At 67.4% G+C, this 25,613-nt stretch carries 29 protein-coding genes and 1 pseudogene; 20 read left to right on the forward strand and 10 right to left on the reverse strand.

What is annotated here, in order from left to right; all coding sequences use genetic code 11:
• Positions 1-49: 49 nt before the first annotated feature.
• Positions 50-1,231, reverse strand: a complete 1,182-nt coding sequence (locus OSH07_RS10965) for an acetyl-CoA C-acetyltransferase (protein WP_266338688.1) — start codon at positions 1,229-1,231, stop codon at positions 50-52.
• Positions 1,232-1,494: 263 nt separating this feature from the next.
• On the opposite strand from OSH07_RS10965, the gene phaR reads away from it, so the two are divergent.
• From phaR to OSH07_RS10980, 3 genes are all read left to right on the forward strand, one after another.
• A complete protein-coding gene (gene phaR, locus OSH07_RS10970; protein ID WP_266338689.1) occupies positions 1,495-2,106 on the forward strand; it encodes a polyhydroxyalkanoate synthesis repressor PhaR in 612 nt (203 codons plus the stop codon).
• Between the two features lie 173 nt (positions 2,107-2,279).
• Positions 2,280-2,663: a YkvA family protein gene (locus OSH07_RS10975; RefSeq protein ID WP_266338690.1), complete on the forward strand. Its 384-nt coding sequence runs from the start codon at positions 2,280-2,282 to the stop codon at positions 2,661-2,663.
• Positions 2,664-2,911: 248 nt separating this feature from the next.
• Entirely contained in the window at positions 2,912-3,391 is a 480-nt protein-coding gene (locus tag OSH07_RS10980) for an invasion associated locus B family protein (protein WP_266338691.1), read from the forward strand.
• 73 nt (positions 3,392-3,464) lie between these two features.
• On the opposite strand, the gene OSH07_RS10985 is transcribed toward OSH07_RS10980, so the two are convergent.
• Positions 3,465-4,460 (reverse strand): hypothetical protein, encoded by a 996-nt coding sequence (locus tag OSH07_RS10985; RefSeq protein ID WP_266338692.1) that lies wholly within the window; start codon positions 4,458-4,460, stop codon positions 3,465-3,467.
• Positions 4,461-4,728: 268 nt separating this feature from the next.
• Here OSH07_RS10985 and ffh point away from each other — a divergent pair, with 268 nt between their 5' ends.
• The 4 genes from ffh to trmD all read left to right on the forward strand — a co-directional run bounded on the left by ffh (position 4,729) and on the right by trmD (position 8,120).
• Positions 4,729-6,282 carry a signal recognition particle protein gene (gene ffh, locus OSH07_RS10990; protein WP_266338693.1) on the forward strand — a complete coding sequence of 518 codons (1,554 nt, stop codon included), beginning with the start codon at positions 4,729-4,731 and terminating at the stop codon, positions 6,280-6,282.
• Positions 6,283-6,343: 61 nt separating this feature from the next.
• Complete coding sequence (gene rpsP / locus OSH07_RS10995) at positions 6,344-6,706, forward strand: 30S ribosomal protein S16 (protein WP_266338694.1); 363 nt, start codon at positions 6,344-6,346, stop codon at positions 6,704-6,706.
• A gap of 119 nt (positions 6,707-6,825) precedes the next feature.
• Complete coding sequence (gene rimM, locus OSH07_RS11000) at positions 6,826-7,377, forward strand: ribosome maturation factor RimM (protein ID WP_266338695.1); 552 nt, start codon at positions 6,826-6,828, stop codon at positions 7,375-7,377.
• A complete protein-coding gene (gene trmD, locus OSH07_RS11005; protein WP_420909617.1) occupies positions 7,374-8,120 on the forward strand; it encodes a tRNA (guanosine(37)-N1)-methyltransferase TrmD in 747 nt (248 codons plus the stop codon). The genes rimM and trmD overlap by 4 nt, the downstream gene beginning before the upstream one ends.
• 2 nt (positions 8,121-8,122) lie before the next feature.
• On the opposite strand, the gene OSH07_RS11010 is transcribed toward trmD, so the two are convergent.
• Complete coding sequence (locus OSH07_RS11010) at positions 8,123-8,815, reverse strand: TetR/AcrR family transcriptional regulator (RefSeq protein WP_266338696.1); 693 nt, start codon at positions 8,813-8,815, stop codon at positions 8,123-8,125.
• A 145-nt stretch (positions 8,816-8,960) separates the two neighbouring features.
• Between OSH07_RS11010 and OSH07_RS11015 the strand changes: the two genes are divergently transcribed.
• The 5 genes and pseudogenes from OSH07_RS11015 (at position 8,961) to leuC (ending at position 13,079) form a co-directional block, all read left to right on the forward strand.
• The gene (locus tag OSH07_RS11015; protein WP_266338697.1) at positions 8,961-9,425 is read left to right on the forward strand and encodes an MAPEG family protein; all 465 of its coding nucleotides are present in this window, start codon (positions 8,961-8,963) and stop codon (positions 9,423-9,425) included.
• A 17-nt stretch (positions 9,426-9,442) separates the two neighbouring features.
• The gene (locus OSH07_RS11020) at positions 9,443-9,940 is read left to right on the forward strand and encodes a cupin domain-containing protein (RefSeq protein WP_266338698.1); all 498 of its coding nucleotides are present in this window, start codon (positions 9,443-9,445) and stop codon (positions 9,938-9,940) included.
• Between the two features lie 187 nt (positions 9,941-10,127).
• A pseudogene (rplS, locus tag OSH07_RS11025) lies at positions 10,128-10,502 on the forward strand (50S ribosomal protein L19); the annotation flags it as partial.
• 75 nt (positions 10,503-10,577) lie between these two features.
• A complete protein-coding gene (locus OSH07_RS11030) occupies positions 10,578-11,390 on the forward strand; it encodes a class I SAM-dependent methyltransferase (RefSeq protein WP_266338700.1) in 813 nt (270 codons plus the stop codon).
• A 270-nt stretch (positions 11,391-11,660) separates the two neighbouring features.
• The gene (gene leuC, locus OSH07_RS11035; protein ID WP_266338701.1) at positions 11,661-13,079 is read left to right on the forward strand and encodes a 3-isopropylmalate dehydratase large subunit; all 1,419 of its coding nucleotides are present in this window, start codon (positions 11,661-11,663) and stop codon (positions 13,077-13,079) included.
• Positions 13,080-13,154: 75 nt separating this feature from the next.
• Here the strand turns inward: leuC and OSH07_RS11040 are convergent, their stop codons facing one another.
• Together OSH07_RS11040 and OSH07_RS11045 are read right to left on the reverse strand one after the other, a co-directional pair.
• On the reverse strand, positions 13,155-13,466 hold the full coding sequence (locus tag OSH07_RS11040) for a hypothetical protein (RefSeq protein WP_266338702.1): 312 nt from the start codon (positions 13,464-13,466) through the stop codon (positions 13,155-13,157).
• 159 nt (positions 13,467-13,625) lie between these two features.
• Complete coding sequence (locus tag OSH07_RS11045) at positions 13,626-14,054, reverse strand: hypothetical protein (RefSeq protein ID WP_266338703.1); 429 nt, start codon at positions 14,052-14,054, stop codon at positions 13,626-13,628.
• Positions 14,055-14,291: 237 nt separating this feature from the next.
• On the opposite strand from OSH07_RS11045, the gene OSH07_RS11050 reads away from it, so the two are divergent.
• The 3 genes from OSH07_RS11050 to leuD all read left to right on the forward strand — a co-directional run bounded on the left by OSH07_RS11050 (position 14,292) and on the right by leuD (position 15,994).
• On the forward strand, positions 14,292-14,771 hold the full coding sequence (locus tag OSH07_RS11050) for a GNAT family N-acetyltransferase (RefSeq protein ID WP_266338704.1): 480 nt from the start codon (positions 14,292-14,294) through the stop codon (positions 14,769-14,771).
• A 107-nt stretch (positions 14,772-14,878) separates the two neighbouring features.
• Complete coding sequence (locus OSH07_RS11055; RefSeq protein ID WP_266338705.1) at positions 14,879-15,292, forward strand: metallopeptidase family protein; 414 nt, start codon at positions 14,879-14,881, stop codon at positions 15,290-15,292.
• A gap of 96 nt (positions 15,293-15,388) precedes the next feature.
• Positions 15,389-15,994 carry a 3-isopropylmalate dehydratase small subunit gene (leuD, locus tag OSH07_RS11060; protein WP_266338706.1) on the forward strand — a complete coding sequence of 202 codons (606 nt, stop codon included), beginning with the start codon at positions 15,389-15,391 and terminating at the stop codon, positions 15,992-15,994.
• A 388-nt stretch (positions 15,995-16,382) separates the two neighbouring features.
• Here the strand turns inward: leuD and OSH07_RS11065 are convergent, their stop codons facing one another.
• Positions 16,383-17,258 carry an HpcH/HpaI aldolase/citrate lyase family protein gene (locus OSH07_RS11065; protein ID WP_266338707.1) on the reverse strand — a complete coding sequence of 292 codons (876 nt, stop codon included), beginning with the start codon at positions 17,256-17,258 and terminating at the stop codon, positions 16,383-16,385.
• A 151-nt stretch (positions 17,259-17,409) separates the two neighbouring features.
• On the opposite strand from OSH07_RS11065, the gene pdxY reads away from it, so the two are divergent.
• The 3 genes from pdxY (at position 17,410) to OSH07_RS11080 (ending at position 19,817) form a co-directional block, all read left to right on the forward strand.
• Positions 17,410-18,279 carry a pyridoxal kinase gene (pdxY, locus tag OSH07_RS11070; RefSeq protein WP_266338708.1) on the forward strand — a complete coding sequence of 290 codons (870 nt, stop codon included), beginning with the start codon at positions 17,410-17,412 and terminating at the stop codon, positions 18,277-18,279.
• Positions 18,276-18,995, forward strand: coding sequence for a DUF429 domain-containing protein (locus OSH07_RS11075; protein ID WP_266338709.1), 720 nt, complete (start codon positions 18,276-18,278; stop codon positions 18,993-18,995). Before pdxY ends, OSH07_RS11075 begins: the two co-directional genes overlap by 4 nt.
• 156 nt (positions 18,996-19,151) lie before the next feature.
• Positions 19,152-19,817 carry a carbonic anhydrase gene (locus OSH07_RS11080; protein WP_266338710.1) on the forward strand — a complete coding sequence of 222 codons (666 nt, stop codon included), beginning with the start codon at positions 19,152-19,154 and terminating at the stop codon, positions 19,815-19,817.
• Positions 19,818-19,904: 87 nt separating this feature from the next.
• On the opposite strand, the gene OSH07_RS11085 is transcribed toward OSH07_RS11080, so the two are convergent.
• Complete coding sequence (locus OSH07_RS11085) at positions 19,905-20,939, reverse strand: aspartate-semialdehyde dehydrogenase (RefSeq protein WP_266338711.1); 1,035 nt, start codon at positions 20,937-20,939, stop codon at positions 19,905-19,907.
• 310 nt (positions 20,940-21,249) lie between these two features.
• Between OSH07_RS11085 and OSH07_RS11090 the strand changes: the two genes are divergently transcribed.
• Positions 21,250-21,705, forward strand: a complete 456-nt coding sequence (locus OSH07_RS11090; protein WP_266338712.1) for a hypothetical protein — start codon at positions 21,250-21,252, stop codon at positions 21,703-21,705.
• Positions 21,706-21,732: 27 nt separating this feature from the next.
• On the opposite strand, the gene OSH07_RS11095 is transcribed toward OSH07_RS11090, so the two are convergent.
• The 3 genes from OSH07_RS11095 to OSH07_RS11105 are packed head-to-tail and all read right to left on the reverse strand — an operon-like array spanning position 21,733 to position 23,932.
• Entirely contained in the window at positions 21,733-22,293 is a 561-nt protein-coding gene (locus OSH07_RS11095; protein WP_266338713.1) for a hypothetical protein, read from the reverse strand.
• Between the two features lie 31 nt (positions 22,294-22,324).
• A complete protein-coding gene (locus OSH07_RS11100; RefSeq protein WP_266338714.1) occupies positions 22,325-22,939 on the reverse strand; it encodes a LysE family translocator in 615 nt (204 codons plus the stop codon).
• 60 nt (positions 22,940-22,999) lie between these two features.
• A complete protein-coding gene (locus OSH07_RS11105) occupies positions 23,000-23,932 on the reverse strand; it encodes an aldo/keto reductase (protein WP_266338715.1) in 933 nt (310 codons plus the stop codon).
• A gap of 231 nt (positions 23,933-24,163) precedes the next feature.
• On the opposite strand from OSH07_RS11105, the gene OSH07_RS11110 reads away from it, so the two are divergent.
• Positions 24,164-25,513 carry an Nramp family divalent metal transporter gene (locus tag OSH07_RS11110; RefSeq protein WP_266338716.1) on the forward strand — a complete coding sequence of 450 codons (1,350 nt, stop codon included), beginning with the start codon at positions 24,164-24,166 and terminating at the stop codon, positions 25,511-25,513.
• The last annotated feature ends 100 nt before the right edge of the window (positions 25,514-25,613 follow it).

Consider the following 25,613-nt stretch of genomic DNA (forward strand, 5'->3'; position numbering starts at 1 on the left):
CCTGAAGCGACCGGTTGAGTTCCGGTCCTCGATGAAATCCGCCGAAGCGTTAGCGCTCGACGGTCAGAGCAATTCCCATTCCACCACCGATGCAGAGCGTCGCCAGTCCCTTCTTGGCGTCGCGGCGAGCCATCTCGTGCAGCAGCGTGACGAGGATGCGGGCACCCGACGCGCCGATCGGGTGGCCGATGGCAATGGCGCCGCCATTGACGTTGACCTTCGAGGTGTCCCAGCCGAGGCCCTGGTTGACGGCGCAGGCCTGTGCCGCAAAGGCCTCGTTCGCCTCGATCAGGTCGAGGTCCTCGACCGACCAGCCGGCCTTCTGCAGCGCCTTCTTCGAGGCGGGGATCGGGCCCGTTCCCATCACGGCGGGATCAACGCCGGCCGTAGCCCAGGAGGCGATGCGCGCCAGCGGCGTGACGCCGCGCTTCGCCGCTTCCGCCGCCGTCATCAGCAGCAGCGCCGCGGCGCCGTCGTTGAGACCGGACGCATTGCCGGCCGTGACCGTGCCGTCCTTGGCAAAGGCCGGGCGCAGCTTGGCGGCCGCCTCCAGCGTCGCACCGGCGCGGATATATTCGTCCTGGTCGACGATGATGTCGCCCTTGCGGGTCGAGATCGTGAAGGGCGTGATCTCGTCCTTGAACCGACCTGCCTTCTGCGCCGCCTCGGCCTTGTTCTGCGAGGCGGTGGCGAAGGCGTCCTGCTGCTCGCGGCTGATCTGGAACTCGCGCGCGACGTTCTCGGCGGTGACGCCCATGTGGTAGCCGTTGAAGGCGTCCCAGAGGCCGTCCTTGATCATGGTGTCGACCATGGCGAGGTCGCCCATCTTGGTGCCGGCGCGCAGATGCGCGGCATGCGGGGCGAGCGACATCGATTCCTGGCCGCCGGCGACGATGATCGAGGCGTCGCCGGTGGCGATCTGCTGCATGCCGAGCGCGACGGAGCGCAGGCCCGAGCCGCAGACCTGGTTGAGCCCCCAGGCGGTGGTCTCCTTCGGCAGGCCGGCCAGCATCGAGGCCTGGCGCGCCGGGTTCTGGCCCTGCGCGGCCGTCAGCACCTGGCCGAAGATCAGCTCGCTGACCGCCTCGGGTTCGGTCTTGCCCTGCTCCAGCACCGCCTTGACCACGGCGGCGCCGAGTTCATGGGCCGGCACGTTGGCGAAAGCGCCATTGAACGACCCGACCGCGGTGCGCGTGGCGGCGGCGATGACGATGTCGGTTTCTGAAGCCATGATGCTTTCCTCAATCAAACTGCGGCGACTGCCGGTTGAAACAATCAGAGCCTCGCGGAGGAAGGCTGTCAATCGAGGCTGACGCGGCGACATTGCTGCAATGCAGCGATTGCGCAGCATCGGCCTGACAATGCAGCGCACAAATCAATTTGGTGGATTCCGAGAAAGCTCCTATCGTGGTGCTTCTTGAGAGGCAGGTTGCAAGAAAACCGCGCAGAGGCGCGTCGCCCGGACAATCAGCAAGAGGGACGAGGGGAGCTGACATGACCAAGGAAAAAGAACCGACCACGATCAAGAAATATGCGAACCGCCGGCTCTACAACACCGGCACCTCGACCTATGTGACGCTCGAAGACCTCGCGAGCATGGTGAAGGCGGGCGAGGATTTCGTGGTTTTCGACGCCAAGTCGGGCGACGACATCACCCGTTCGGTGCTGACGCAGATCATCTTCGAGCAGGAGAACAAGGGGCAGAATCTGCTGCCGATCACCTTCCTGCGCCAGCTGATCCGCTTCTATGGCGATTCGATGCAGAACCTGGTTCCGACCTATCTCGACTTCACGATCGACAGCCTGACCCGCGACCAGGACAAGCTGCGCGGCCAGATGGCCAATGCCTTCGGCCCGGGCGCCTTCACGGCGATCGAGGACACGGTCCGCCGCAACACCGAGATGTTCGAGCAGGCGATGCGCATGTTCCTGCCCTTCAGCGGCGGACGCCCCGAGCCGACTCCGGCGCCGGAGCGCGGCAACGGCAAGGGCGAAGCGCGGCCCGAGGCGAAGCCGGCCGAGCGCGACGCCGGCGAGTTCGACATGCTGAAGCGCCAGCTCGACGAGATGCAGAAGAAGATCGAGAAGCTGGCCGAGAAGGGCTGAGCCCGCCAGCAAGGTCCATGCCCCCGTCCGGCCGCTCGCCCTGCGGCCGGCGCATGCGATCCTTGGAAAGCGATTCGTTGTAGAGCGCCCCGGCAATTCCTAAATGGATGCGGACCCTGGCCGGATCGCGAATGTTTCGCTGTCCTTCCCCCGGGCCGACGAGGCGTTGCGCTATGGCAAAGATCCGATTTGGCGACATTCTGGGCCGTGGAAAGGCGAACGCGGGGGACGATTCGGCCCGCGCCGAGACGGTTCGCCGCGACTTCTGGAAGACGCTTCGTTCGGCCGCGCGCCACATTCCCTTCGCCGAGGACGTGGCAGCCGCCTATTTTTGCGCCTTCGACAGCGCCACGCCGATTCGAGTGCGGGCGACGCTGATCGCGGCGCTGGCCTATTTCGTCCTGCCGATCGACGCCGTCCCCGACTTTCTGGTCGGCATAGGCTTCGCCGATGACGCCACCGTGCTGATGACGGCCCTGACGCTGCTGCGCGCTCATCTGAAGCCGGTCCACTACGAGGCCGCGAGGCGGGCGCTCGCCGCGGAAGCGGCGGCCTGAGCGGCTCGACGCCCGGCTTCGGCGCGCCGTCCGGCCGCCGAGGCCACACTCTCGCCCCATTGGCCGCACCTTCTTCTCATTCGACTGTCTCGCCGGCATACGACACGGTGTGGTTCATGAATTGTTAACGGAACCCGCGCAGTTTTGAGGCAATTGTTCGGGTGACGGATCCACCCGCCCGATCGTTTTCTGGCAAATTTGGTGGGAAGAATATGAACGGAAAAAGGATCGCAACGGCAGCGCTCCTCATGGGTGCCGTGTTCGGCTTCGCGGGAACTGCGGCGGCGCAGACCCCGAAACGCATCGGCACCTTCAAGGACTGGAGCTCCTACGCCTATTCCGATTCGCGTGGGAAGGTCTGCTATGCGGCCTCGCAGCCGAAGACGCAGGCGCCGCAGGGACTGAACCGCGACCCCGCCTATTTCATGGTGACGGCGCGTCCGGCGGAGAATGTCCGCAGCGAAGTTTCCGTCATCATCGGATACCCGTTCAAGGAAGGCTCGAAGCTGACGGTCGACATCGACGGCCAGAAGTTCTCGATGTTCACCAAGGACGACGGCGCCTGGATCGAGAACGCGGCGCAGGAGACGGCGCTGATCGCGGCCCTGAAGAAGGGGCATTCGATGTCCGTCAGCGGCACGTCGCGCCGCGGCACGCAGACGACCGACAGCTACTCGCTCTCCGGCATCTCGGCCTCGCTCGACGCGCTCGCCAAGAACTGCCCTTGATGACGCCCGGCCCGCAATGCGCGGGCAAGCAGACACGTTTCGAATGGCCGGGCTCGTCCCGGCCATTTTCTTTTCAGGCGGAGGTCGGCTCGACCGCGCGAAGCGCGGCCCGCAGCGGCGCCAGATATTCGGCCGGCCTGAGCCGGTCGCGCAGCACCTCCGGCCGGGCGAGCGGCGCATGAAGCTTGGTCCAGCGCGCGAGACTGGCGGGATCGCGGACCTCCGCCCAGTCGTCCACGATGACCACCGGTAGCCCGGCGAAGAGCGGATCGAGCGGCGATGTCCGCGTGATAACGATCGAACCCAGCATCAGCGCCTCCCAGGTACGGTGGCAGTCGAGGCCGTGGCCGATCGCGCTCAGGACGAAGGGATGGCGCGCATAGCCTCGCCAGATCGCCGCCTGCGACACGCGCTTGCGCTGCATGACGACATGCGGGCAACCGGCCAACTCGCGGAGCAGCGCGCGCCGCTCTTCGGTGTGGGCGTTGATGCCGAGGTCGCAGAAGACGTGCGGCTTCTGCGTTTTCAGCGCGGCGCGCGCTCGCGCCAGCTTCTCCAGGAGGGCCAGAAGCCCGCGCGGGCTCGCGAAGGGCCGGCGCGTATGCAGATCGAGGCCGATCGGGAAGTGCCGGATGCGCGGATCGCCGCCGCCGACATAATTCTGGGTCGCCCAGGCAACCAGGTGCGGCGATGCGAGCAGGCGTTCCACCGTTTCGCGCGCGAGTTCCGACGGCACCGACAGGTCGCCGTCCGTCGTCACCAGCACAAAGGGCTCCATGATGGTCGGCAGCGCCTCGCGGACGAAATGATCGAGGTCGCAGGGTTGGCCGTTCCGCGCCGTCGTGCCGAGCCGCACCCAGACCAGTCCGCGGGCGCCGGCATAGTGCGTGCGGAAGAATCCCGCCGGCTGAACGGTCTCCGTCGGGTCGAACCAATAGTTCGCAGGTCCTGCAACATCGCAGAACTGTGCTATCCCCTTCGACCAGAGGCAGTCGAGCGGCGCGTCGCCCGCCCTTGGCGGCGAGAAGGTCGTTTCGGTGATCCAGCGTCGGATGGCGCTTCGGCTCATGGGTATTTCCAGCTGCGACCCGAACGATTCGGGGCGGCGAAAGCTAGCAGTCACCGCCACCGGGGCAAGTCTGCGGGCGCAGCTTGATTGACTCCGGCCGCCCATCCGCGCTAAAAGCCGCCAAATTCTCGCGAAGAGGTAACCTCTGAGCCGCCGACCGGGACCCGATCCCGGAGGTCAACGTCCGCCAGCGCGTCGCGCCCGCGGGCGCTGAACGTCTTTGGAATTTCGGCGGATCGGAACGATCCCTTCGAGGAAAGCGGAACCGATGTTCGACAATCTGTCAGAGCGCCTTTCAGGCATTTTCGACAAGCTCACCCGGCGCGGCGCGCTGACGGAGAGCGATGTCAACGAGGCGATGCGCGAAGTTCGCCGCGCGCTGATCGAGGCCGACGTGGCGCTCGACGTCGTCCGCTCCTTCACCGACAAGGTGCGCTCGCGCGCCGTCGGCGCCGACGTCATTCGCTCGGTCACGCCCGGCCAGATGGTCGTCAAGATCGTCCACGACCAGCTCGTCGAGATGCTGGGCGCCGAGGCCGAGCCGATCGACCTCAACGCCCCCGCCCCGGTCGCCATCATGATGGTCGGCCTGCAGGGCTCGGGCAAGACGACCTCGACCGCCAAGATCGCCCGCCGCCTGACGCTGCAGCAGAAGCGCAAGGTGCTGATGGCGTCGCTCGACGTGCGCCGCCCCGCCGCGCAGGAGCAGTTGCGCGTGCTCGGCGAGCAGAACGGCATCGACACGCTGCCGATCGTCGCCGGCCAGTCGCCGACCGACATCGCCACCCGCACGCTGCAGGCCGCCCGTCTCGGCGGTTATGACGTCGTCATCCTCGACACCGCCGGCCGCACGCATATCGACGAGCCGCTGATGGTCGAGATGGCCGACATCAAGGCCATCGCCAAGCCGCACGAGATCCTGCTCGTCGCCGACAGCCTGACCGGCCAGGACGCCGTCAACCTCGCCCGCTCCTTCAATGAGCGCGTCGGCATCACCGGCATCGTGCTGACCCGCGCCGACGGCGACGGCCGCGGCGGCGCCGCGCTCTCGATGCGCGCCGTTACCGGCAAGCCGATCAAGCTGATCGGTACCGGCGAAAAGGCCGAGGACCTCGAGGACTTCCATCCCGGCCGCATCGCCAACCGTATCCTCGGCATGGGCGACATCGTCTCGCTCGTCGAGAAGGCGGCGCAGAACATCGACCTGGAAGAGGCGGCCAAGGCGGCCGAGAAGATGCGCAAGGGCATCTTCGACCTCGACGACCTCGCCAACCAGCTCCGCCAGATGGAGAAGATCGGCGGCATGTCCGGCATGCTCGGCATGCTGCCCGGCGTCGGCAAGATCAAGAAGCAGATCGAGGGCGCCAATCTCGACGACAGCGTGATCAAGCGCCAGGTCGCGATCATCTCGTCGATGACCAGGGCCGAGCGTCGCAACCCCGACATCCTCAAGGCGAGCCGCAAGAAGCGCATCGCCGCCGGCTCCGGCGTCAAGGTCGAGGACGTCAACCGCCTGCTCAAGATGCACCGCCAGATGGCCGATATGATGAAGGCCATGGGCAAGCAGAAGGGCGGCGGCATGCTCGGCAAGATGATGGGCGCGCTCGGCGGCGGCATGGGCGGGATGGGCGGCATGCCCCCCGGCGGCATGCCCAACATCGATCCGGCCCAGCTCGAGAAGCTCGCCAAGCAGATGGGCGGCGGCGCCGGCCTTCCGCCGGGCCTGCCCCCCGGGCTTGGCAAGGGATTGCCCGGCCTGCCGGGTCTCGGCGGCAAGCTGCCGGGCCTCGGTGGCATCCCGGGCCTCGGCAAGAAGAAATAACCGATACGGACCCGACGGTCCGCAACCCTACAGAAGATCTCGTTTTAGAAGGAAGAGAAGCATGTCCCTCAAGATCCGTCTTTCCCGCGGTGGCGCCAAGAAGCGTCCGTTCTACCGCATCGTCGTCACCGACGCCCGTTCGCCGCGCGACGGCCGCTTCATCGAGCGCATCGGCTCGTTCGACCCGATGGTCGCCAAGGATGCCCCGAACCGCGTCGTGCTCGACCTCGACCGCGCCAAGCACTGGCTGTCGGTCGGCGCCCAGGCCACCGATCGCGTCGCCCGCTTCCTGAGCGATGCCGGCCTGGTCAAGCGCGAGCCGCGCAACAACCCGCAGAAGGCCGAGCCGGGCAAGAAGGCCCAGGAGCGCGCCGCCGAGAAGGCCAAGAAGGCCGAGGCCGCTGCGGAAGCCGCTGCCGAGTAATTCCGGGTTCGTTCCCGCGCCCTTCCCTCTCCCGCACGCGGGAGAGGGTTTTCGCCCGACGACACCCGCCGGGCCCGATCGCGCCGCGATCCCACGACCGCAGACAGAGAGACTCGCCGATGCCCGCTCCGGACCCAGACCAGGTTCTCCTCGGCCAGTTCGGTGCCGCCCATGGCATCCGCGGCGAGATCAAGATCCATTCCTATACCGAAGACCCGTTCGGCATCGCCGACTACGGCCCGTTCGCGCTCGATGACGGCCGCGTCGTCGAGATCGAAACCGTGCGCGAGCAGGGCGAGAACCTGATCGCCCGGGTCAAGGGCATCAACGACCGCAACGCGGCCGAGACGCTGCGCAACCGCAAGCTCTTCGTCGACCGCGCCGCCCTGCCGGAACTGGACGAAGAGGACGATTTCTACCACGCCGACCTGATCGACCTGGCGCTCGAGCTCGGCGACGGCAGCGCCTATGGCCGGATCGTCTCGGTGCAGAACTTCGGCGCCGGCGACCTGATCGAGATCGAGCCCGCCGGCGGCGGCCGCACCTTCTATCTGCCGTTCACCCGCGCCATCGTGCCGACCGTCGACATCAAGGCGGGCCGCGCCGTCGTCGTGCCGCCGCCCGAGACCGAGGCCCGGCCGGAAGACGGCGAGCCCGAGGACGAGGCGTGAGCGATTCGTTCGCCGCGTCGAAGGACGAGGCCGAGACAGCCGCGCCGGCGGGCACGGAGCCCTGGCGCGCGACCATCCTCACCCTCTATCCCGAGATGTTCCCCGGCACGCTCGGGCAGTCCCTAAGCGGCAAGGCGATGGCCGAGGGCAAGTGGTCGCTCGACGCGGTGAACATCCGCGATTCCGCGACGACCAAGCACCGCAATGTCGACGACACGCCGGCCGGCGGCGGCCCCGGCATGGTGATGCGCGCCGACGTCGTCGCCCGCGCGCTCGATGGCGCTGCGCCGGCCGACGACCCGCGCCCGCGCCTTTTGATGAGCCCGCGGGGCAAACCGCTCGACCAGGCCCGCGTCCGCGAACTCGCCGCCGGGCCAGGCGCCCTGATCCTCTGCGGCCGCTTCGAAGGCGTCGACGAACGCGTCATCGAGGCGCGAAAGCTCGAGGAAGTCTCGATCGGCGACTATGTGCTTTCCGGCGGCGAGCTCGGCGCCATGGTGCTGCTCGACGCCGTCGTGCGCCTGCTGCCGGGCGTGATGGGCGGCGCCGAATCCGGCACCGAGGAAAGCTTCGAGGGCGGCCTGCTCGAATATCCGCACTATACCCGCCCGCGCGAATGGGAGGGGCGGACGATTCCCGACGTGCTGCTTTCCGGCGACCACGCCGCGATCGCCAAGTGGCGCCGCCAACAGGCGGAACGGATCACGGCCGAGCGCCGGCCCGACCTGCTCGACAAGGGCTGACGTCAGCCTTCGCCACCGGGCGCGGCGGCGGCTTCGAAGATCCGCGAAAAGCCCTCGACGAGTTGCTCGTCCGAATAGAGCAGCGGATCGTCCATCGGCTCGACCATGCCCTTCATCGTCAGCAGCCCGATCGCCGAGAGATAGGCGAGGAACGCCATCAGGCGCGGCTCCACCGCCGCGCGCGGCGGCCGCTCGCCCTGCTCCTGGCGCAGGATATCCGTCGCCTTTGCAAACAGCAGGTCGTTGAGCGGCCGGATGCGCTCGAACTGCTCGCGATCCCAGCGGATCGCGCCCGCGCCGGCGACCTGGCCAAACAGGAAGGCAAGGCGGAAATCGTCGAGCCGCGGCGCGAAAGCATCGACCGTCCCGCCGAGGATCGCCCGGAGCGCGCCGCCGCCATCCGCCGCCTCGCCGACCCTTGCCTCCACCGCCTTCGCCTGCGCCTCGATCACGCCGTGCACGAGCTCGAACGCCAGCGCGTCCTTGGACGGGAAATAATAGTAGAGCCCCGTCTTCGACATGCCGACCTCGTTCGCCACGGCGTCGAGCGTCATCGCGCCGATGCCATGGCGGAGCAGGACACGGCGGGCGCCCGCCAGAATCTCCTCGCGGGACTGGTCGCGCTTGCGCTCGCGCCGCGCCGCCCGCGCCGCCGTCCTGTCGTGCCCCTGCCCGTCCGAATCCGCACTCGTCACGCTGGCCATTCTCCCGGCTGCATCGCCCAATTTTACCAAAAATCTAAAAAATTATCTCACGTTTGACTTTTTCGAACAACGGTCTAAAAATCAAATCAACGTCGCTTGCGATATCGGCGAAGACCGCCGATCGGAGGAACTGGCAATGGACAGGCTGAGCTTCGACAACCCGCTCTTCGCGACCTATGTGATCGCGGCAACGCTCCTGATCCTGAAGGCGGCGGCCATGTCCTGGCTGGTCGTCTTCCGGATGATCCGGGAAAATGGCGGCTTTCGCTCCCCGGAAGACGGCCGCAAGACCCTCGCCAACCCGAACCCGCATCCGGACCAGCTCGCGCCGAACGAGCGCGTCGAGCGGCTGCGCCGAATCCAGCTGAACGATCTCGAAAGCCTCCCCTACTTCCTGGTGGCCGGCTTCCTCTGGATCCTGACCGAACCCTCGCTCGTCCTCGCCCATTGGCTGTTCTACGGCTACGTCCTGACCCGGCTCGCGCATTTCGTCGCCTATTGGACCGCGCAGATCCACGACATCCGGGCCCTGCTCTGGACCCCCGGCTCGCTGATCCTGATCTACATGGCGGCCAGCACGCTCCTGACCGCGCTCTTCTAGGTTCATTGGAAAGGGAGATGGAAATGACCGTTCAGAACCCGATCGCCGGAACGCAGGCCAAGCCCGCGATGCGCGATTTTCTGTCGCTGCCGACCTGGATCCACGCCGGCCGGATCGAAAGCGGCGGATCGCTGAGCCTGGTCGAGCAGATCATTCCGCCCGGCTTCACCTCGCCCTGGCATGTGCACCAGGACGAGGACGAATCCTTCTTCGTCATTGCCGGCGAGATCACGGTCTACGTCTCCGGCCGCGCGCAGATCGTGGGAGCCGGCCAGTTCGCCTTCGGCCCTCGCGCGGTGCCGCATGGCTTCCGCGTCACCGGCGCCGAGCCGGCGAGACTGCTGCTCATCACCACCGGCTCCGGCTTTGCCGATTTCGTCAACGCCGTCAGCGATCCGGTCGCCGACGGCGCCGCGATCGAGCCGCACGAGCCCGATATTGCCCGCGTCATCGCCATGGCCGAACGGAATGGGCTTGCCATCCTCGGCCCGATTCCCGACATCGCTGCGGCATGACGTCCGGACGAGGCGCGTGCCCGGCCGGCGCCGTGCCGGCGCGGGCGCGGCCCCCGCTGGACTTTCCCCGCCAATTCCTGTACACGCGCGCCATCCATCGCCTTTGACGGCTTTGGACCAATAACTGAAAACAGCGCACCGAAACGCTAGCGGCTCGCGAGAGACCGCATCGGCAGGAGTTGAGACCATGACCAACATCATCGAACAGCTCGAGAAAGAGCAGCTCGAAATCGTCGCCGCCATGCGCGCGGTTCCCGAGTTCCAGCCCGGCGACACGCTGAAGGTCAGCGTGAAGGTTGTCGAAGGTTCGCGTTCGCGCGTGCAGGCCTATGAAGGCGTCTGCATCGCCCGTTCCGGCGGCGGCCTCTCCGAGAGCTTCACCGTTCGCAAGATTTCCTACGGCGAAGGCGTCGAGCGCGTCTTCCCGGTCTACTCGCCGCTGATCGCCGGCATCGAAGTCGTCCGCCGCGGCAAGGTTCGCCGCGCGAAGCTTTACTACCTGCGCGATCGTCGTGGTAAGTCGGCTCGTATCGTCGAGCGGACCGAGGCCCGCAAAGAGAAGGCATAAGCCCTCTCGGCTTTCCGGTTACGAAGGCGGGTCCAGCGGACCCGCCTTTTTCTTTTGGGGGACAGGGATATGGACGCGTTCAAGCAGAGCAACCGCGCCAGTTGGGACGAGCGCGCCGACATCCATGCCCAGGACCGCACCGGCTTCTACGCCATCGACCGCTTCCTCGGCGGCGAGGACGTGCTCTACCCTATCGAGGCGGCCGAGATCGGCGACGTCGCCGGGCTGAAGCTCGCTCATTTCCAGTGCCATATCGGCATCGACACCCTCTGCCTCGCCCGCCGCGGCGCGAAGGCCACCGGCCTCGACTTCTCCCCGCACGCCATCGCCAAGGCGCGCGAGCTCTCCGCGCGGTCGGACCTTGCGGCCGAGTTCGTCGAGGGCGAGGTCTATGACGCGCCGGAACTGCTCGGCACCGATTTCGACATCGTCTTCACCAGCTGGGGCACCATCACCTGGCTCGACGACATCCGAGCCTGGGCGCAGGCGATCGCCGGCACGCTGAAGCCGGGCGGCCGTCTCTATTTCGCCGACACCAGCCCCGCGATCGCGACACATGAGGAAATTGACGGCGTGATCCTCCCGCACTACGACTGGCGCTCGGCGCGCGAGAAGCCGCAGCGCTTCGACGCGACCACCACCTATACAGGCGACGAGACGCCGCTCGTCACCAACTTCACCTATGAGTGGATGCGCGGCGTATCCGACGTCATCGACGCCCTGCTCCGGGCCGGCATGCGACTCGACTTCCTGCACGAGCACGAATTATTGCCTTTCAGGCTGTTTCCGATGATGGTCGAGGCCGGGGGCCGCATGTTCCGCCTGCCGGCCGGGATGCCGCGGATGCCGCTTGCCCTGTCCCTCGGCGCGACGAAACGCTGAGCTCGATTCGCCTGTCCCGGAGCGATGATCCGAATTGTCGTTCCGGCCATTGACTGCTATTTAGAAACGCTATGAACAGCCCCTTCGCCCGCATCCATCAGCCGACGACCGCAGAATTCGCGGCGCTGACGGATCATGCGCGGCTTCCCTGGCGGTTTTTCGCTCGTCTGCTGGCCACCGAGGATCGCGGATCCGATCGACTTTGACGGGGCAGTGGCCCCGATCGATCACCCCTCGCGCAAGCATTTTATCCTTCAGGAAGAAGACGTCATGACCACGTCGAACGGCAATCCCCGCACTCTCTACGACAAGATCTGGGACGACCACGTCGTCGAGAAGAACGAAGACGGCAACACGATCCTCTACATCGACCGCCACCTCGTGCATGAGGTGACGAGCCCGCAGGCCTTCGAGGGCCTGCGCATGGCCGGCCGCAAGGTCCACCAGCCGAAGAAGACGCTCGCCGTCGTCGACCACAACGTGCCGACGACCGACCGCACGCACGGCATCGAGAACCCGGAATCGGCGCTGCAGGTCGCGACGCTCGCCGAGAACGCGGCCGAGTTCGGCGTCGAATACTATTCCGAGCTCGACCGTCGCCAGGGCGTCGTCCACATCGTCGGCCCCGAGCAGGGCTTCACCCTGCCCGGCATGACCATCGTCTGCGGCGACAGCCACACCTCGACGCATGGCGCCTTCGGCGCGCTCGCGCACGGCATCGGCACGTCGGAGGTCGAGCATGTGCTCGCCACCCAGACGCTGATCCAGTCCAAGGCCAAGAACATGCTGGTCACGGTCGACGGCGTGGCGCCGGAAGGCGTCTCGGCCAAGGACATCGTACTCGCCATCATCGGCGAGATCGGCACGGCCGGCGGCACCGGCCACGTGATCGAATATGCCGGCGACGCCATCCGCGCCCTGTCGATGGAAGGCCGCATGACCGTCTGCAACATGTCGATCGAAGGTGGCGCCCGCGCCGGCCTGATCGCGCCGGACCAGACGACCTACGACTACATCAAGGGCCGCCCGAAGGCGCCGACCGGCGAGACCTGGGAAGCGGCTCTGCGCTACTGGGACACGCTCAAGACCGATCCCGGCGCGCATTTCGACACCGAGATCCGCCTCGACGCCGCCAGCCTGCCGCCGATCGTCACCTGGGGCTCCTCGCCCGAGGACGTCGTCTCGATCGCCGGCGTCGTGCCGAACCCGGACGACATCGCCGACGAGAACAAGCGCAAGTCGAAGTGGCGCGCGCTCGAATATATGGGCCTGAAACCCGGCACCCGCATGGTCGACATCCCGGTCGAGCGCATCTTCATCGGTTCCTGCACCAATGGCCGGATCGAGGACCTGCGCGCCGCCGCCTCGATGATCCGCGGCCAGAAGGTGCGCGAGGGCGTCAACGCCATGGTCGTCCCCGGCTCCGGCCTGGTGAAGGCGCAGGCGGAAGCCGAGGGCCTCGACAAGCTGTTCCGCGACGCCGGCTTCGAATGGCGCGAACCCGGCTGCTCGATGTGCCTCGCGATGAACGACGACCGCCTGAAGCCGCATGAGCGCTGCGCCTCGACCTCGAACCGCAATTTCGAGGGTCGCCAGGGCTTCAAGGGCCGCACCCATCTGGTGTCGCCGGCCATGGCCGCCGCGGCCGCGATCGCCGGCCACTTCGTCGACATCCGCAGCTGGCGCTGAGCCGCCTCTGCCGAAGCCAATGAAAAAGGGGCCCGGACGGCGACGTCCGGGCCCCTTTCGCATTCCAGGGCGCGATCACCAGTGGCGGGGGCCGCCGCCGCGCGTCCAGAAGCAGCGCTGGCCCACGACGACGCGGCGCCACTCCCAGCGATGATGGCGCCAGACCTTGCGGTCACGGACCACCGGCCGGCAGACCCGGTGCGGCCTGCCCCAGCCATGATGCCCGCGCGGGCCGTTGTCCCAGCCGCGCCGGTCCCAGCGGTCGTCGTGGCGGCCGTGATGGGGTTCGCCGCGATGCCAGGCGAGCGCGCTGCCCGTCGAAACGGCCAGCGAGCCGGTGGCGAGGACAAGGGTGGTCGCGGCGGCAATCATGGTTTGCTTCAGCATGGTTTGCTCCCTTGAGGACGTGCAGGCCGGGGGTCGGCCTGCTCCGCCTATTCAAGAGGGCAACGCATGAACCCCGGCTGAGATGCATGTTCAGCCGACGTTCAGGAAAACCGCCCGTCTGTCCTGTCGACGATCAGCCGGCCTTACCAGCCCGGCCTTTTACCAGCCATAGCCATTGTCGACCCAGTAGCAGCGATTGCCGACGAAGACGCTGCGCCAGCGCCAGCCGCCGGGCGTGCTGACGCGGACATTGCGGAACACCGGCCGGCAGACCCGGGACGGGCCCGTGTCCCAGACGCCGGCGCCATAGCCGAGACCGAGGCCAAGCCCGAAGGCGGGGCCCCAGCCCCAACCCCAGCCGCCGTTCCAGCCGCAGTTCCAGCAGCCGCCACCGCCGTGCCAGCCGCCATTCCAGCCGCCGCCACCGTGCCAGCCGCCACCGCCATGCCACCCGCCGCGCGGCCACATCATGCCGCCACCGCCGTGACCGCCCCAATGCTGGGCGTATGCCGTTTCCGTCGTAGCGCCGAGCGTGCCCAGGACGAGCGCCAGCGCGGCCGCGGCGGAGATCAGGATATGCTTGAACATCACCTTTACTCCTCGAAACCCACGGCGACGCCACCCCGCCACGATCCCGGCGAGCGCCGTAGCGAATGGGGATCAACGACCGGACCGACCCGAGGATCCGGGCTCCCTGTGGTCCAACCGGCCGCAGGGATCGGGCTACATTCGCGATTGCATCCCGAAACCGATGCGACAATGTTATGAAATGGGACAAGGACCGGTCGCCGCCAGTGGCCACCGGCCAGCTGCCGACACGGAATCATGGAAACGCTGCCTCTTTCGACCCGCTTCGAGACCGCCGCCCTGACGATCGACGATGCGCTGGAATTCGCGCCCCTGCTGGCCGCCTATGTCCAGGACATGAAGCGAGGCGCGCCGCGCCACCCCGACCTCTATTATGCCGAGACGCTGCTGCGCGACCGCACGGCCGAGATCCTCGGCGCCCGCCTCGATGGCGTGCTGGTCGGCTTCGCCGTGTTCTGCGACCTGCCCGATGCCATGTCCGGCATGCGCGTCGGCCAGCTCGAGGACCTGTTCGTCATGCACGAATCGCGCGGCCGTGGCGTCGCCCGCGCCCTGGTCGAGGCGCTCGCCCGCAAGGGTCGCTCGCGCGACTGGCTATCGCTGCGCTGGATGGTGCCGGAAGGCTCCTCGATGCGCACGACCTTCGCCGAGACGCTGGGCAAGAAGGCGCGGCTGGAGAGCTTCATCGTCCGCATCGATCGCGGCTCGGCGACCTGACGGCGCTCTCCACGCGGCTGGCGAAATCCGCGCCCCCGACCCATATCAGGCGACCGTGCCGCCGGTCGCGGTTCCTCGTTTCCACTTCCAGCCGGATGCGACTGCGTATGGCAAAGCTCGACCTCGACGCGCTCAAGGCGCCCTCGCTCGACGATTTCCAGGCCCTCGGCCAGGCGGCGCTCGAAAGCCTGCCGGACGAATTCCGCCAGTTGACCGGCGAGATCGAGATCCGCGTCGACGATTTTCCCGATGACGAGGCGCTCGACGCGCTCGGCATCGAGTCCGAGTTCGACCTGCTCGGCCTGTTCCAGGGCGTCGGCCTCGCCCATGCATCGGCGGTCGAATACACCGGCATGATGCCGAACCGCGTCTGGCTCTACCGCCGCCCGATCCTCGATTACTGGGCCGAGCACGACGAAACGCTGGGCGCCATCGTCAGCCATGTGCTGATCCACGAGATCGGCCATCATTTCGGCCTTTCCGACGCCGACATGGAAGCGATCGAGGCGGCGGCCGATTAGCCGTCGCCCAATGCGTCCGCAAACGCCGAAAGCCTTGACCTAGGCGGCTTTTCGGCGCATTTACCGCCGTCTGACGGCTAATTGGGAATGATCACCATGGAAAAATTCACGACGCTGACCGGTGTCGCGGCTCCGCTGCCGCTGATCAACATCGATACCGACATGATCATTCCGAAGGACTATCTGAAGACGATCAAGCGCACTGGCCTCGGCAAGGGCCTGTTCGCCGAGATGCGCTTCAACGAGGACGGCAGCGAAAACCCGGACTTCGTGCTCAACAAGCCCGCCTATCGCGGCGCGACGATCATTGTCGCCGGCGACAATTTCGGCTGCGGCTCGTCGCGCGAGCACGCCCCCTGGGCGCTGCTCGACTACGGCATCCGCTGCGTGATCTCGACCTCGTTCGCCGACATTTTCTACAACAACTGCTTCAACAACGGCATCCTGCCGATCCGCGTGTCGAAGGAAGATCTCGACAAGCTGTTCGATGACGCCGACCGTGGCGAGAACGCTCGCCTGACGGTCGATCTGGAAGCCCAGGAAATCCGCGGTCCCGATGGCGGCTCCGTGCATTTCGACATCGATCCGGCCCGCAAGGAGAAGCTTCTGAGCGGCCTCGACGACATCGGCCTGACCCTGGTCAAGGCGCCTCGGATCGAGACCTACGAGAAGACCACCGAAGCGGCCCGCCCCTGGGCCTGAGGCCAGCGGGACCTTGAATTGGAAAGGCGCCGGAGCGATCCGGCGCCTTTCTTGTTTTGGCGACAAGGATCCGAAAGGTGGATCCCTGCTTCCGCAGGGATGACGGCGAGTATTCGGACACGCTGAGCCCGACCCGCGCTCGTTCGCGTCTCCCTAGGTACGTGCCTCCCCGCGACAATGCTCTTCATCCCATCCGGACAGATGACCGCCCCAACCCCACCCTCGCAGTGATCCCGGCCCCCGAGCCGGAATCCACTCAGCCGAGGCTTTGGGGAGGCTCGTGCGACGGAGAACCCGGCCGCATGGATCCTCGCTTTCGCGAGGATGACGGCGAGCGTCAGAACCAGCGGAGCCGGAGCTGGGCGACGAGTGCGGTAGGAGAGAAGCCCTACCCTTTCGCCGCGATCGCCGCCGCCAGCGCCAGCAGGCGCTTCGCCATGTCGGCGTGAAGGCGCTCGACCATGTGGCCCTCGACCCGGAGGACGCCCTTGCCGGCGTTCTCTGCCAAGTCGAACACGGGAGCGATCCGCGCAGCCCAGGCCAGTTCCTCCGGCCCCGGCGCAAAGGCGGCGTTGGCGCCGGCGACCTGCTGTGGGTGGATCACCGTCTTGCCATCGAAGCCGCAGTCGCGGCCCTGGAGGCATTCGGCCGCGAAGCCGGCAGCGTCGACAATGTCGTTGAAGACGCCATCGAGGATCTCTATGCCCGCCGTCCGTGCCGCGGCGAGCGCCGTCATCATCCAGGGCAGCATCGGCGCGCGGCCCGGCAGCTGCCGTACCCCCGTCTCGCGGGAGAGATCGTTGAGGCCGAGCACCAGCACCGCGAGCGGCAGCCGCGCATCCTGCGCCTCGGCGATCGCAAGCGGGTCGAGCACGGCGCGCGGCGTCTCGATCATCGCCCAGAGCGGCAGCGCCACGTCAGCGGCGATCCGGGCGCGGACGCGCGCGAGGTCGTCCGGCCGCGAGATCTTCGGCAACAGCAGCGCATCCGGCCGCGCCGCGCCGACCGCCGCGAGATCGGCCTCGATCCAGGGCGTATCGAGCCCGTTGGCGCGGACGACGATCTCGGTGGACGTGCCGGCCTGACGCAGCGCCGCCACCGCCTCGACGACGCGCTCGCGGGCTGCGTCCTTCTCGGAAGGTGCGACGGCGTCCTCGAGATCGAAGATCACGACATCGGCGCCGAGCGTCGGCGCCTTCGCCATGGCGCGCGGATTGGAGCCGGGCACATAGAGGGCGGAACGGCGCGGACGGATCGGCTTCATGCGGGACTTTCCGGATCAGAGGAACGGCCGATCCGGCATGCCGGAAGTCGGGCTCGGCCGCCAGCATAGGAGCGGGAGCAGCGAAACGGAATCGAATCGGCTAGTTTCGCACCGCCGGCCCGGAACCGCCGGCGTCGCAGGAAGCACGCGCATGACCGTCTCGACCGAACTGGTGAAGAAGCCCGCGATCCTCGTCATCTCCTCGACCGTCGTGCGCGGCGCGGTCGGCGGACGCGGCGCGGCCTTCGCGCTGGAGCGCTTCGGCCATCCGGTCTGGTCGGTGCAGACGGTGACGCTGCCCTGGCATCCCGGCCATGGCCGTTCCAGCCGGATCGTTCCGGACGCCGCCGCCTTCGAGGTGCTGGTCGACGACCTGATCCGCGCGCCCTGGCTCGGCGAGATCGGCGCCGTGCTGACCGGCTACATGGGCGCGCCCGGCCAGCCTGCCGCCGTGGCGCGGCTGGTCGATGCCGTCAAGGCGGCGCGGCCCGACGCGCTCTATCTCTGCGACCCGGTGATGGGCGACGCCGGCGTCCTTTACGTGCCGGAGGCGACGGCGGCGGCGATCCGCGACCACCTCGTGCCGCGCGCCGACATCCTGACGCCGAACCCGACCGAACTCGGTTTCCTGACCTGCAATCTCTCGCTGCCGGCCGAGGCGCTGCATGCCGCCGCGACCACGCTCTCGACGCCGCGCATCGCGGTCACCTCGGCCGCCGGCACCGAGGGCGAGATCACCACGCTGCTGCTGTCGCGCAACGGCGCGGGCCACGACACCATCCGCGCCAGCCACGCGGCGATCGGCGGCCGCGTGCCGAACGGCACCGGCGACCTGTTCGCCGCGCTGTTCCTGGCCCGCCTCGTCGAAGGCGCCTCGGACGCTGAGGCGCTGCGCCTCGCCACCGCCGCCGTTGCCGACGCGATCGATGCGGCGGCCCGCCTCGGCACCGACGAACTGCCGCTCGCCGCGATCCAGGACCGCCTGCTGGCGCCGTTGACGCCGGTGCGGATCATCCCGTGACCGCGCGGGTCGTCGGCGTCGACGGCTGCCCAGCCGGCTGGATCGCCGTCTCGATCGCCTCTGACGGCCCGCTTGCGCCCGAGGTACGCGTCCATGCCCGTTTCGCCGATCTGGTCGCCGAGACCGGAGACGCCGTCCTCGCGGTCGACATGCCGATTGGCCTGCCAGACTTCATCGGCCCGGAGGGACGCGGGCCGGAACGGCCGGTACGCCAGAAGCTCGGCCCCCGCCAGAGTTCGGTCTTCTCGGTGCCGTCGCGAAGCGCGGTGATGACCGAGGACTATCGCGTTTCCTGCGCGGTCGCGAGCGCCAGCTCGGAGCCGCCCCGCATGGTGGCGAAGCAGTGCTTCCACCTCTTTCCAAAGATACGCGAGATCGACGCGCTGATGACGCCGGCGCTGGAGGCGCGGATCTTCGAGGTCCATCCCGAACTGGCCTTCTGGCGGCTGAACGGCGACGCGGCCATGACCCTGCCGAAGAAGGTGAAGAGCCGGCCCAACCCGGCCGGGCTCGACGAGCGCCGCGCCCTGCTGGTCCGCCATGGATTTGCCGCTGACGACCTCGTCCGCCCGCCGCGCGGCGCCGCCGCGGACGATCTGCTCGACGCGGCGGCGAACGCCCTTATCGCCCGCCGCCTGCTCAAGGGCGAGGCGAAGAGCTTCCCGGCCGAGCCGGCGCGCGACGCACGAGGGCTACGGATCGCGATCTGGGCCTGAACGCCGTTTCCCGGCCCGCCGCGTCGCCCTGCCGTCATCGCGACCCGGCCCGGCGCGCGAACCCTCTCGACCCATGCGGCAAAGCCGTTTATTGGATCGCTACGATCATGCTGCACCGCATGATGCTGTGTCAGGCCCCCATTGGAGCACCACCGGATGGCTAAGGCCCCCGATTTCCCGTCCCGTCTTCTGCGCGGCTACTCGACCTTCCGCGAACAGCGGCTGCCGCAGGAGAGTTCGCGCTACAAGGTATTGGCGGAGACCGGCCAGCGCCCGCGAACGATGATCGTCGGCTGCAGCGACAGCCGCGCCGCACCGGAGACGATCTTCGACGCCGCCCCGGGCGAGCTCTTCGTCGTGCGCAACGTCGCCGCTCTCGTACCGCCCTTCACGCCGGATGGCGAACACCACGGCACCTCGGCCGCGATCGAATTCGGCGTGCTGAGCCTGAAGGTGCGCGATCTCGTCGTCATGGGCCACGGCCGCTGCGGCGGCATCACCGGCTATCTCGCCGCCCGCGACGCGCCGCCGGACTTGAAGGGTCACACCGATTTCGTCGGCAAGTGGATCTCCCTGTTGAAGCCGGCCGAGGCGCTGATCTGCGAGGACCCGGCCGAGACGGCCGACCGCCAGCGCGCCATGGAATTCGCCTCGATCCGCCAGACGATCGCAAACCTGCGCACCTTCCCCTGGATCCGGAGCCTGGAGGAGATCGGCGAGCTGGAGCTGCACGGCGCCTGGTTCGACATCTCGACCGCCGAGCTCTACCTCCTCGACAAGGAAACCGGCCGCTTCACCGTGCCGGAAGAGATCGAGGTCTGAGCCCTTCGCGCCAGATGGATACCGGATGCAAAAAGGGCGGCCCCGGGGCCGCCCTTTTCATTGGAAGCAGGACGAAGCCGAACCGCCTCAGGCGGCCTTCTTCTTCGGCTGGATCAGCTTGCGGTTGACCAGGACCTCGGCGATCTGGACGGCGTTGAGCGCGGCGCCCTTGCGCAGGTTGTCGGAGACGACCCACAGGTTGAGGCCGTTCTCGACGGTAGCGTCCTCGCGGATGCGCGAGATGAAGGTCGCGTCCTCGCCGGTCGCCTCGTAGGGGGTGATGTACTGGTCTTCTTCCGGATTATCGATGACCAGGCAGCCCGGCGCCTCGCGCAGGATATCGCGCGCCTCGTCGGCCGAGATCGGCTTCTCGAACTCGATGTTGACGGATTCGGAATGCGAGACGAACACCGGCACGCGCACGGCGGTGCAGGTCAGCTTGATCTTCGGGTCGAGGATCTTCTTGGTCTCGGCCATCACCTTCCACTCTTCCTTGGTGTAGCCGTCCTCCATGAAGACGTCGATGTGCGGAATGAGGTTGAAGGCGATGCGCTTGGTGAACTTCGTCGCTTCGATCGGGTCGTTGACGAAGACGGCGCGGGTCTGCGTGAACAGTTCATCCATCGCTTCCTTGCCGGCGCCGGAGACCGACTGGTAGGTCGAGACGACGACGCGCTTGATCGTCGCGACGTCGTGCAGCGGCTTCAGCGCGACGACGAGCTGCGCGGTCGAGCAGTTCGGATTGGCGATGATGTTGAGCTTGGAGAAGCCCGTGATGGCGTCGGCGTTCACTTCCGGCACGATCAGCGGCACCTGCGCGTCGTAGCGCCAGGCCGAGGAATTGTCGATGACGACGCAACCCTGCGCGCCGATCTTCGGGGCCCATTCCTTCGAGATCGAGCCGCCGGCCGACATCAGGCAGATGTCGGTGTCGGAGAAGTCGTACTGGTCGAGCGCCTTCACCTTCAGCGTCTTGTCGCCGAACGACACTTCCGTGCCCTGGCTGCGGCGGGAGGCAAGCGCCACCACCTCGTCGGCGGGGAAGCCGCGCTCCTCGAGGATCGAAAGAATTTCGCGGCCCACATTGCCCGTGGCGCCGACGATCGCGACCTTGTAACCCATTTTTTCCTGCTCCTTGTCCGTCTTTCTCCCCCACCGTCGTCCGCGGAAAACCCACGTCCGGTCGGCCCCGTCTCCCTCGGGGCCCCGGGGGAGATTGGGGGGCGCGGAGGGACGTCAGGCAGTCGTCGTGGTTTTCGACGTTTTGTCAGTGGTGGAGGTGCGCGTGACGGCCGTGCCTGTCCGGGTGACGGAAGCCACCAGGTCGACTAGAATCGAAGATGCAACGACGTGCGCGGTCATCGGTCAGTCCGAAGAAAGTTGGCGCACGTTCTGCCGTCAAACCAGAGAGAAGTCAACGGAGACGAACCGCGTGAGCAGATTGCAACGGGATTGGATACGCCGTTTCGCCCTGCTGGCGGCGGCAGGAGCCCTCGGCCTGGCGGCGCCCCTGTCGGCGACGGCCGGCCAGCGCGTGCCCGCGGCGGAGATAGAGGGGCTCTTTTCGGGTGTCACGCTGGACGGCATCTACAACAACGGCGCCTTCTTCAGCGAGAGCTACAATATTGACGGCACGATCCGCTATCACGACATGGACGGGTCGGATTCCGGCCAATGGTCGGTGCGCGACGGCAAGTTCTGCACCTTCTACGACAGCCAGGAAGGCGCCTGCTTCTTCGTCGAGCGCGACGGCGGCAACTGCTTCACCTTCTTCGCACCCGAGGAATCCGGCGGCCCCAATGCCGGCCCGGCCAAGGACTGGACCTCGCGCGGCTGGGATCGGCGCAAGCCATCCACCTGCAAGACCGCGCCGGAAATCCATCTCTAGGGCGCTTTCAGGCGAAGCGGATCCGGGTCAGGCGCTGTCCCGGCGCTCGCTCTGCCGCTTGATCGAAGCGAGGATGCGCGACCGGATCAGCCCGCTGACCGGACGGATCGCATACCAGTAGGGCGCGAAGCGCAGCCAGGCGCCGCGATCCGGACAGAAGACACGCGTCTCGGTGGAGAGGCGCGTCCGCCCGGGGCCGACCGGCTCGGCCGAAAAGGCCAGCGCCAGTTTCGGCACGCCCGGCTCGCGATAGGCGCGATACGCCGACCCGTCCGCCAGCGTCACCAGCCCGTAGTCGGCGCGCCAGAAACGCCCGACCAGGCCATAAACCAGGCCACCGGCGGCCTGCTCGAGCAGCAGGAAATTCTGAAGGCCGAACGCGGCAGGCGCCGGATCCCGCCGCCCCAGGATCTGCCGCAATCCACGCATCGGCACTTCGCGGAGCGCGATCATGCGGCGGAAAAACGGATCGGATTCCGGACGATAGTCGGCCGCCACCGCGATCACCGCCTCCGGCGACGCCGCCACCTCGCAGGCATGGCGCTCGACGAAATCGTAGTCTGGTAGATAGGTGTCGATCCGTTCCATCCCAAAATCTCGTAACGGCCTCACGCGCCGGTCAGCGTGTCCGCGCCAGCGCCAGCCAGACGCCTCCACCGACCAGGCAGGCGCCGCCGATGCGGGCGATCAGTCGCGACCGCGCTTCCGTCAGCCATCTCCCCGCACGGCCGGCGAGCAGGGCGAACAGGCTGTCATTGATCGCGGCCACCGCCAGCGCCGTCACGCCCATGATCGCGATCTGCACCAGCTTGTTGCGGTTGGGATCGATGAACTGCGGAAAGAACGCGCCGAAGAACAGCAGGATCTTCGGGTTGCTCAGCGCGACCACCAGCCCCTGTAGCAGGAAGCCGCCGCGCGGCGGCGCCGGTGTTCCCGCCGCGGTAGTGATGCCCTCGGCGCGCAGCATCCTGATGCCGAGCCAGACGAGATAGGCGGCGCCGGCGAGGCGCAGCCAATCGAACCAGTGGCCGGCGGCGGCGATCAGCGACGACAGGCCGATCGAGGCGACCGTCACCATGACGGCGAGCCCCAATTGCGTCCCGGCGACGTTGAGCAGCCCGGCGCGCGCGCCGTGGCGCAGGCTGTTGGCGATGATCAGCGTCACCGTGGGACCCGGTATGATGGCGATGACGACGCAGGCGAGCAGGAAAGCGGCGTAGACTTCCATCGACATGATGTGTCCTCCCCGCTGCCGACGATCGCATGCCGCGCCGTCACGCGCCAGCGCGCTCCGCTACGCCGGGAGCGCGGCGAAGGCGGCGAGATCGGCGGCGCTGAGCTGCCAGTTGCCGGCCGCCGCATTGGCCTCGATCTGCGCCGCCGAGGTGGCGCCGGCGATGACCGACGGCACGGAATCCTGCGCCAGCAGCCAGGCGAAGGCGAGTTCGAGCAGCGTGTGGCCGCGCGCCCTGGCAAAGGCCTCGTACTGGTCCGCCAGCGTCAGGTTGCGCTCGGTCAGGTAACGGTCGCCAAGCGCCGTCCAGGCGCCGAACCGGCTGCCCTCCGGGCGCTGGCCCTGGCTGTACTTGCCGGTCAGAAGGCCGGCCGCGAGCGGGAAGAACGGGATCAGCGCCAGCTTCTCGGCGCGGATCACCGGCAAGAGTTCCGCCTCGATCGAGCGCTCGACGAGGCTGTATTCGTCCTGGCTGGCGACGAAGCCGCGATAGCCGGCTTTGCGGGCCGCCGCCTGCGCTTCCCCGAGCCCCGCCGGCGTGAAGTTGGAGGCGCCATAATAGCGGATCTTGCCGACCTTCACGAGTTCCTCGAGCGCGCCCAGCGTCTCCTCGATCGGCGTATCGGGATCCGGCTCGTGCTGCTGGTAGAGATCGATGCGGTCGGTCTTCAGCCGCGCCAGGCTGGCGTCGACGGCGCGGAAGATATAGTCGCGCGACGCCCGCTTCTTCTCCGGCGAGCCCTGGATCGGCTTGCCGAACTTGGTGGCGAGCACGATCTTGTCACGCCGCGCGCCCAGCACCTCGCCGATGATGCTCTCGGAATGCGTGTCGGCATAGATGTCGGCGGTATCGAAGAAATTGATGCCGTGATCGATCGCCGCGTCGATCACCCGGCGCGACCCTTCGAGGTCGATGCGCCCGCCGAAATTATTGGTGCCGAGACCGATCACCGAAACATCGAGATCGGTAGTGCCGAGCTTGCGTGTCTGCATCGAGGTGCCTCATGTTGGGTCGGAGATAGTCAGGCAATCAAACTAGGGCCTGCCGGATGTTCCCGCCAGTCGCAGCCGTCCGATTCCGCGATCGCGCGTCCGCGGCGGCTCCCGCGCTGCCGTTGCGCCGCCGCCGCGTTCGCGCCGCCTGTCGCAACGTTCCTGTTGACTTCGCGGCCAACTCGTCCATTTAATGCGAATAGTTCTCAGTTGCATTTCTGAAAGCCCATCATGCGGACGATCGAGGAAGAGAAGGCAGCGGGCGGCGGGTGGCGTCGCGAACGTGGCGCTCCTTCGCTCGCCGAGGTGCATGGCTCGATCGCGGTCGCCCCGGGAGCGCCGAACTGGCGCAAGGCGGCCGCCTTCCTCGGCCCCGGCTATCTGGTCGCCGTCGGCTACATGGATCCCGGCAACTGGGCGACCTCGATCGCCGGCGGCTCGCGCTTCGGCTACACGCTGCTCTTCGTCGTGCTGCTGTCGAGCCTGATGGCGATGATCCTGCAGGCGCTGGCGACGCGGCTGGCGATCGCCACCGGCCGCGATCTCGCCCAAGCCTGCCGCGACGCCTATCCCGCCCCGGTCGCCGGCCTGCTCTGGATCCTGGCCGAGATAGCCATCTGCGCCACCGACCTCGCCGAGGTGATCGGCACGGCGATCGGCCTCAATCTCCTGTTCGGCATCCCGCTCGAGATCGGCGTGCTGATCACCGCCCTCGACGTCTTCCTGGTGCTCTATCTGCAGACCAAGGGGTTTCGCTGGGTCGAGGCGCTGGTGATCACGCTGCTCGGCGTCATCGCGGTGTCGTTCCTGGTGCAGATCGTCATGGCCGACCCGGTCTGGGGCGAACTGGTGCGCGGCTTCGTGCCCTCGACCGAGATCGTCTCCAACCCGAACATGCTCTATCTGGCGCTGGGCATCATCGGCGCGACCGTGATGCCTCACAATCTCTACCTGCATTCCGGCATCGTGCAGACCCGCGCCTACCATGCCGACAGCAAAGGCAAGCGCGAGGCGATCCGCTTCGCGACGATGGATTCGACGCTGGCGCTGCTGTTCGCGCTCGCCATCAACGCCTCGATCCTGATCCTCGCGGCCTCGGCCTTCCACGCCAAGGGCAACACGGAGGTAGTCGAGCTCGACAAGGCCTACACGCTGCTGCATCCGCTGCTCGGCTCGGCGCTGGCGCCGACCCTCTTCGCCGTGGCGCTGCTCTGCTGCGGCCTCAACTCGACGGTCACCGCCACCATGGCCGGCCAGATCGTCATGGAGGGCTTCCTCAACATCCGCCTGGCGCCCTGGCTGCGCCGGCTGATCACGCGCGGCATCGCCATCGTGCCGGCCGCCGCCGTCACGATCTATTACGGCGACAAGGGCGCAGGCCAGCTGCTGATCCTGTCGCAGGTGATCCTGAGCCTGCAGCTCCCCTTCGCCGTGATCCCGCTGGTGGTGTTCACCGCCGAGCGCCGCAAGATGGGCGAGTTCACGACGCCGCGCTGGCTGACCGCGGTCGCCGCCGTCATCGCCGCGACGATCATCGTCCTCAACATCAAGCTGATCTTCGACGTGATGGCCGGCGGGTAGCAAGCCGCACCGCCTTCCCTGCCCGTCTCCTTCCATGACCTGATAACAAAAAAAAGCCCCCGTCCGGTCGGACGGGGGCTTTTTGTTTTCAAGACAGCGG

It is taken from the genome of Kaistia nematophila (assembly GCF_026343855.1).
In the GTDB taxonomy this organism is placed as follows: domain Bacteria; phylum Pseudomonadota; class Alphaproteobacteria; order Rhizobiales; family Kaistiaceae; genus Kaistia; species Kaistia nematophila.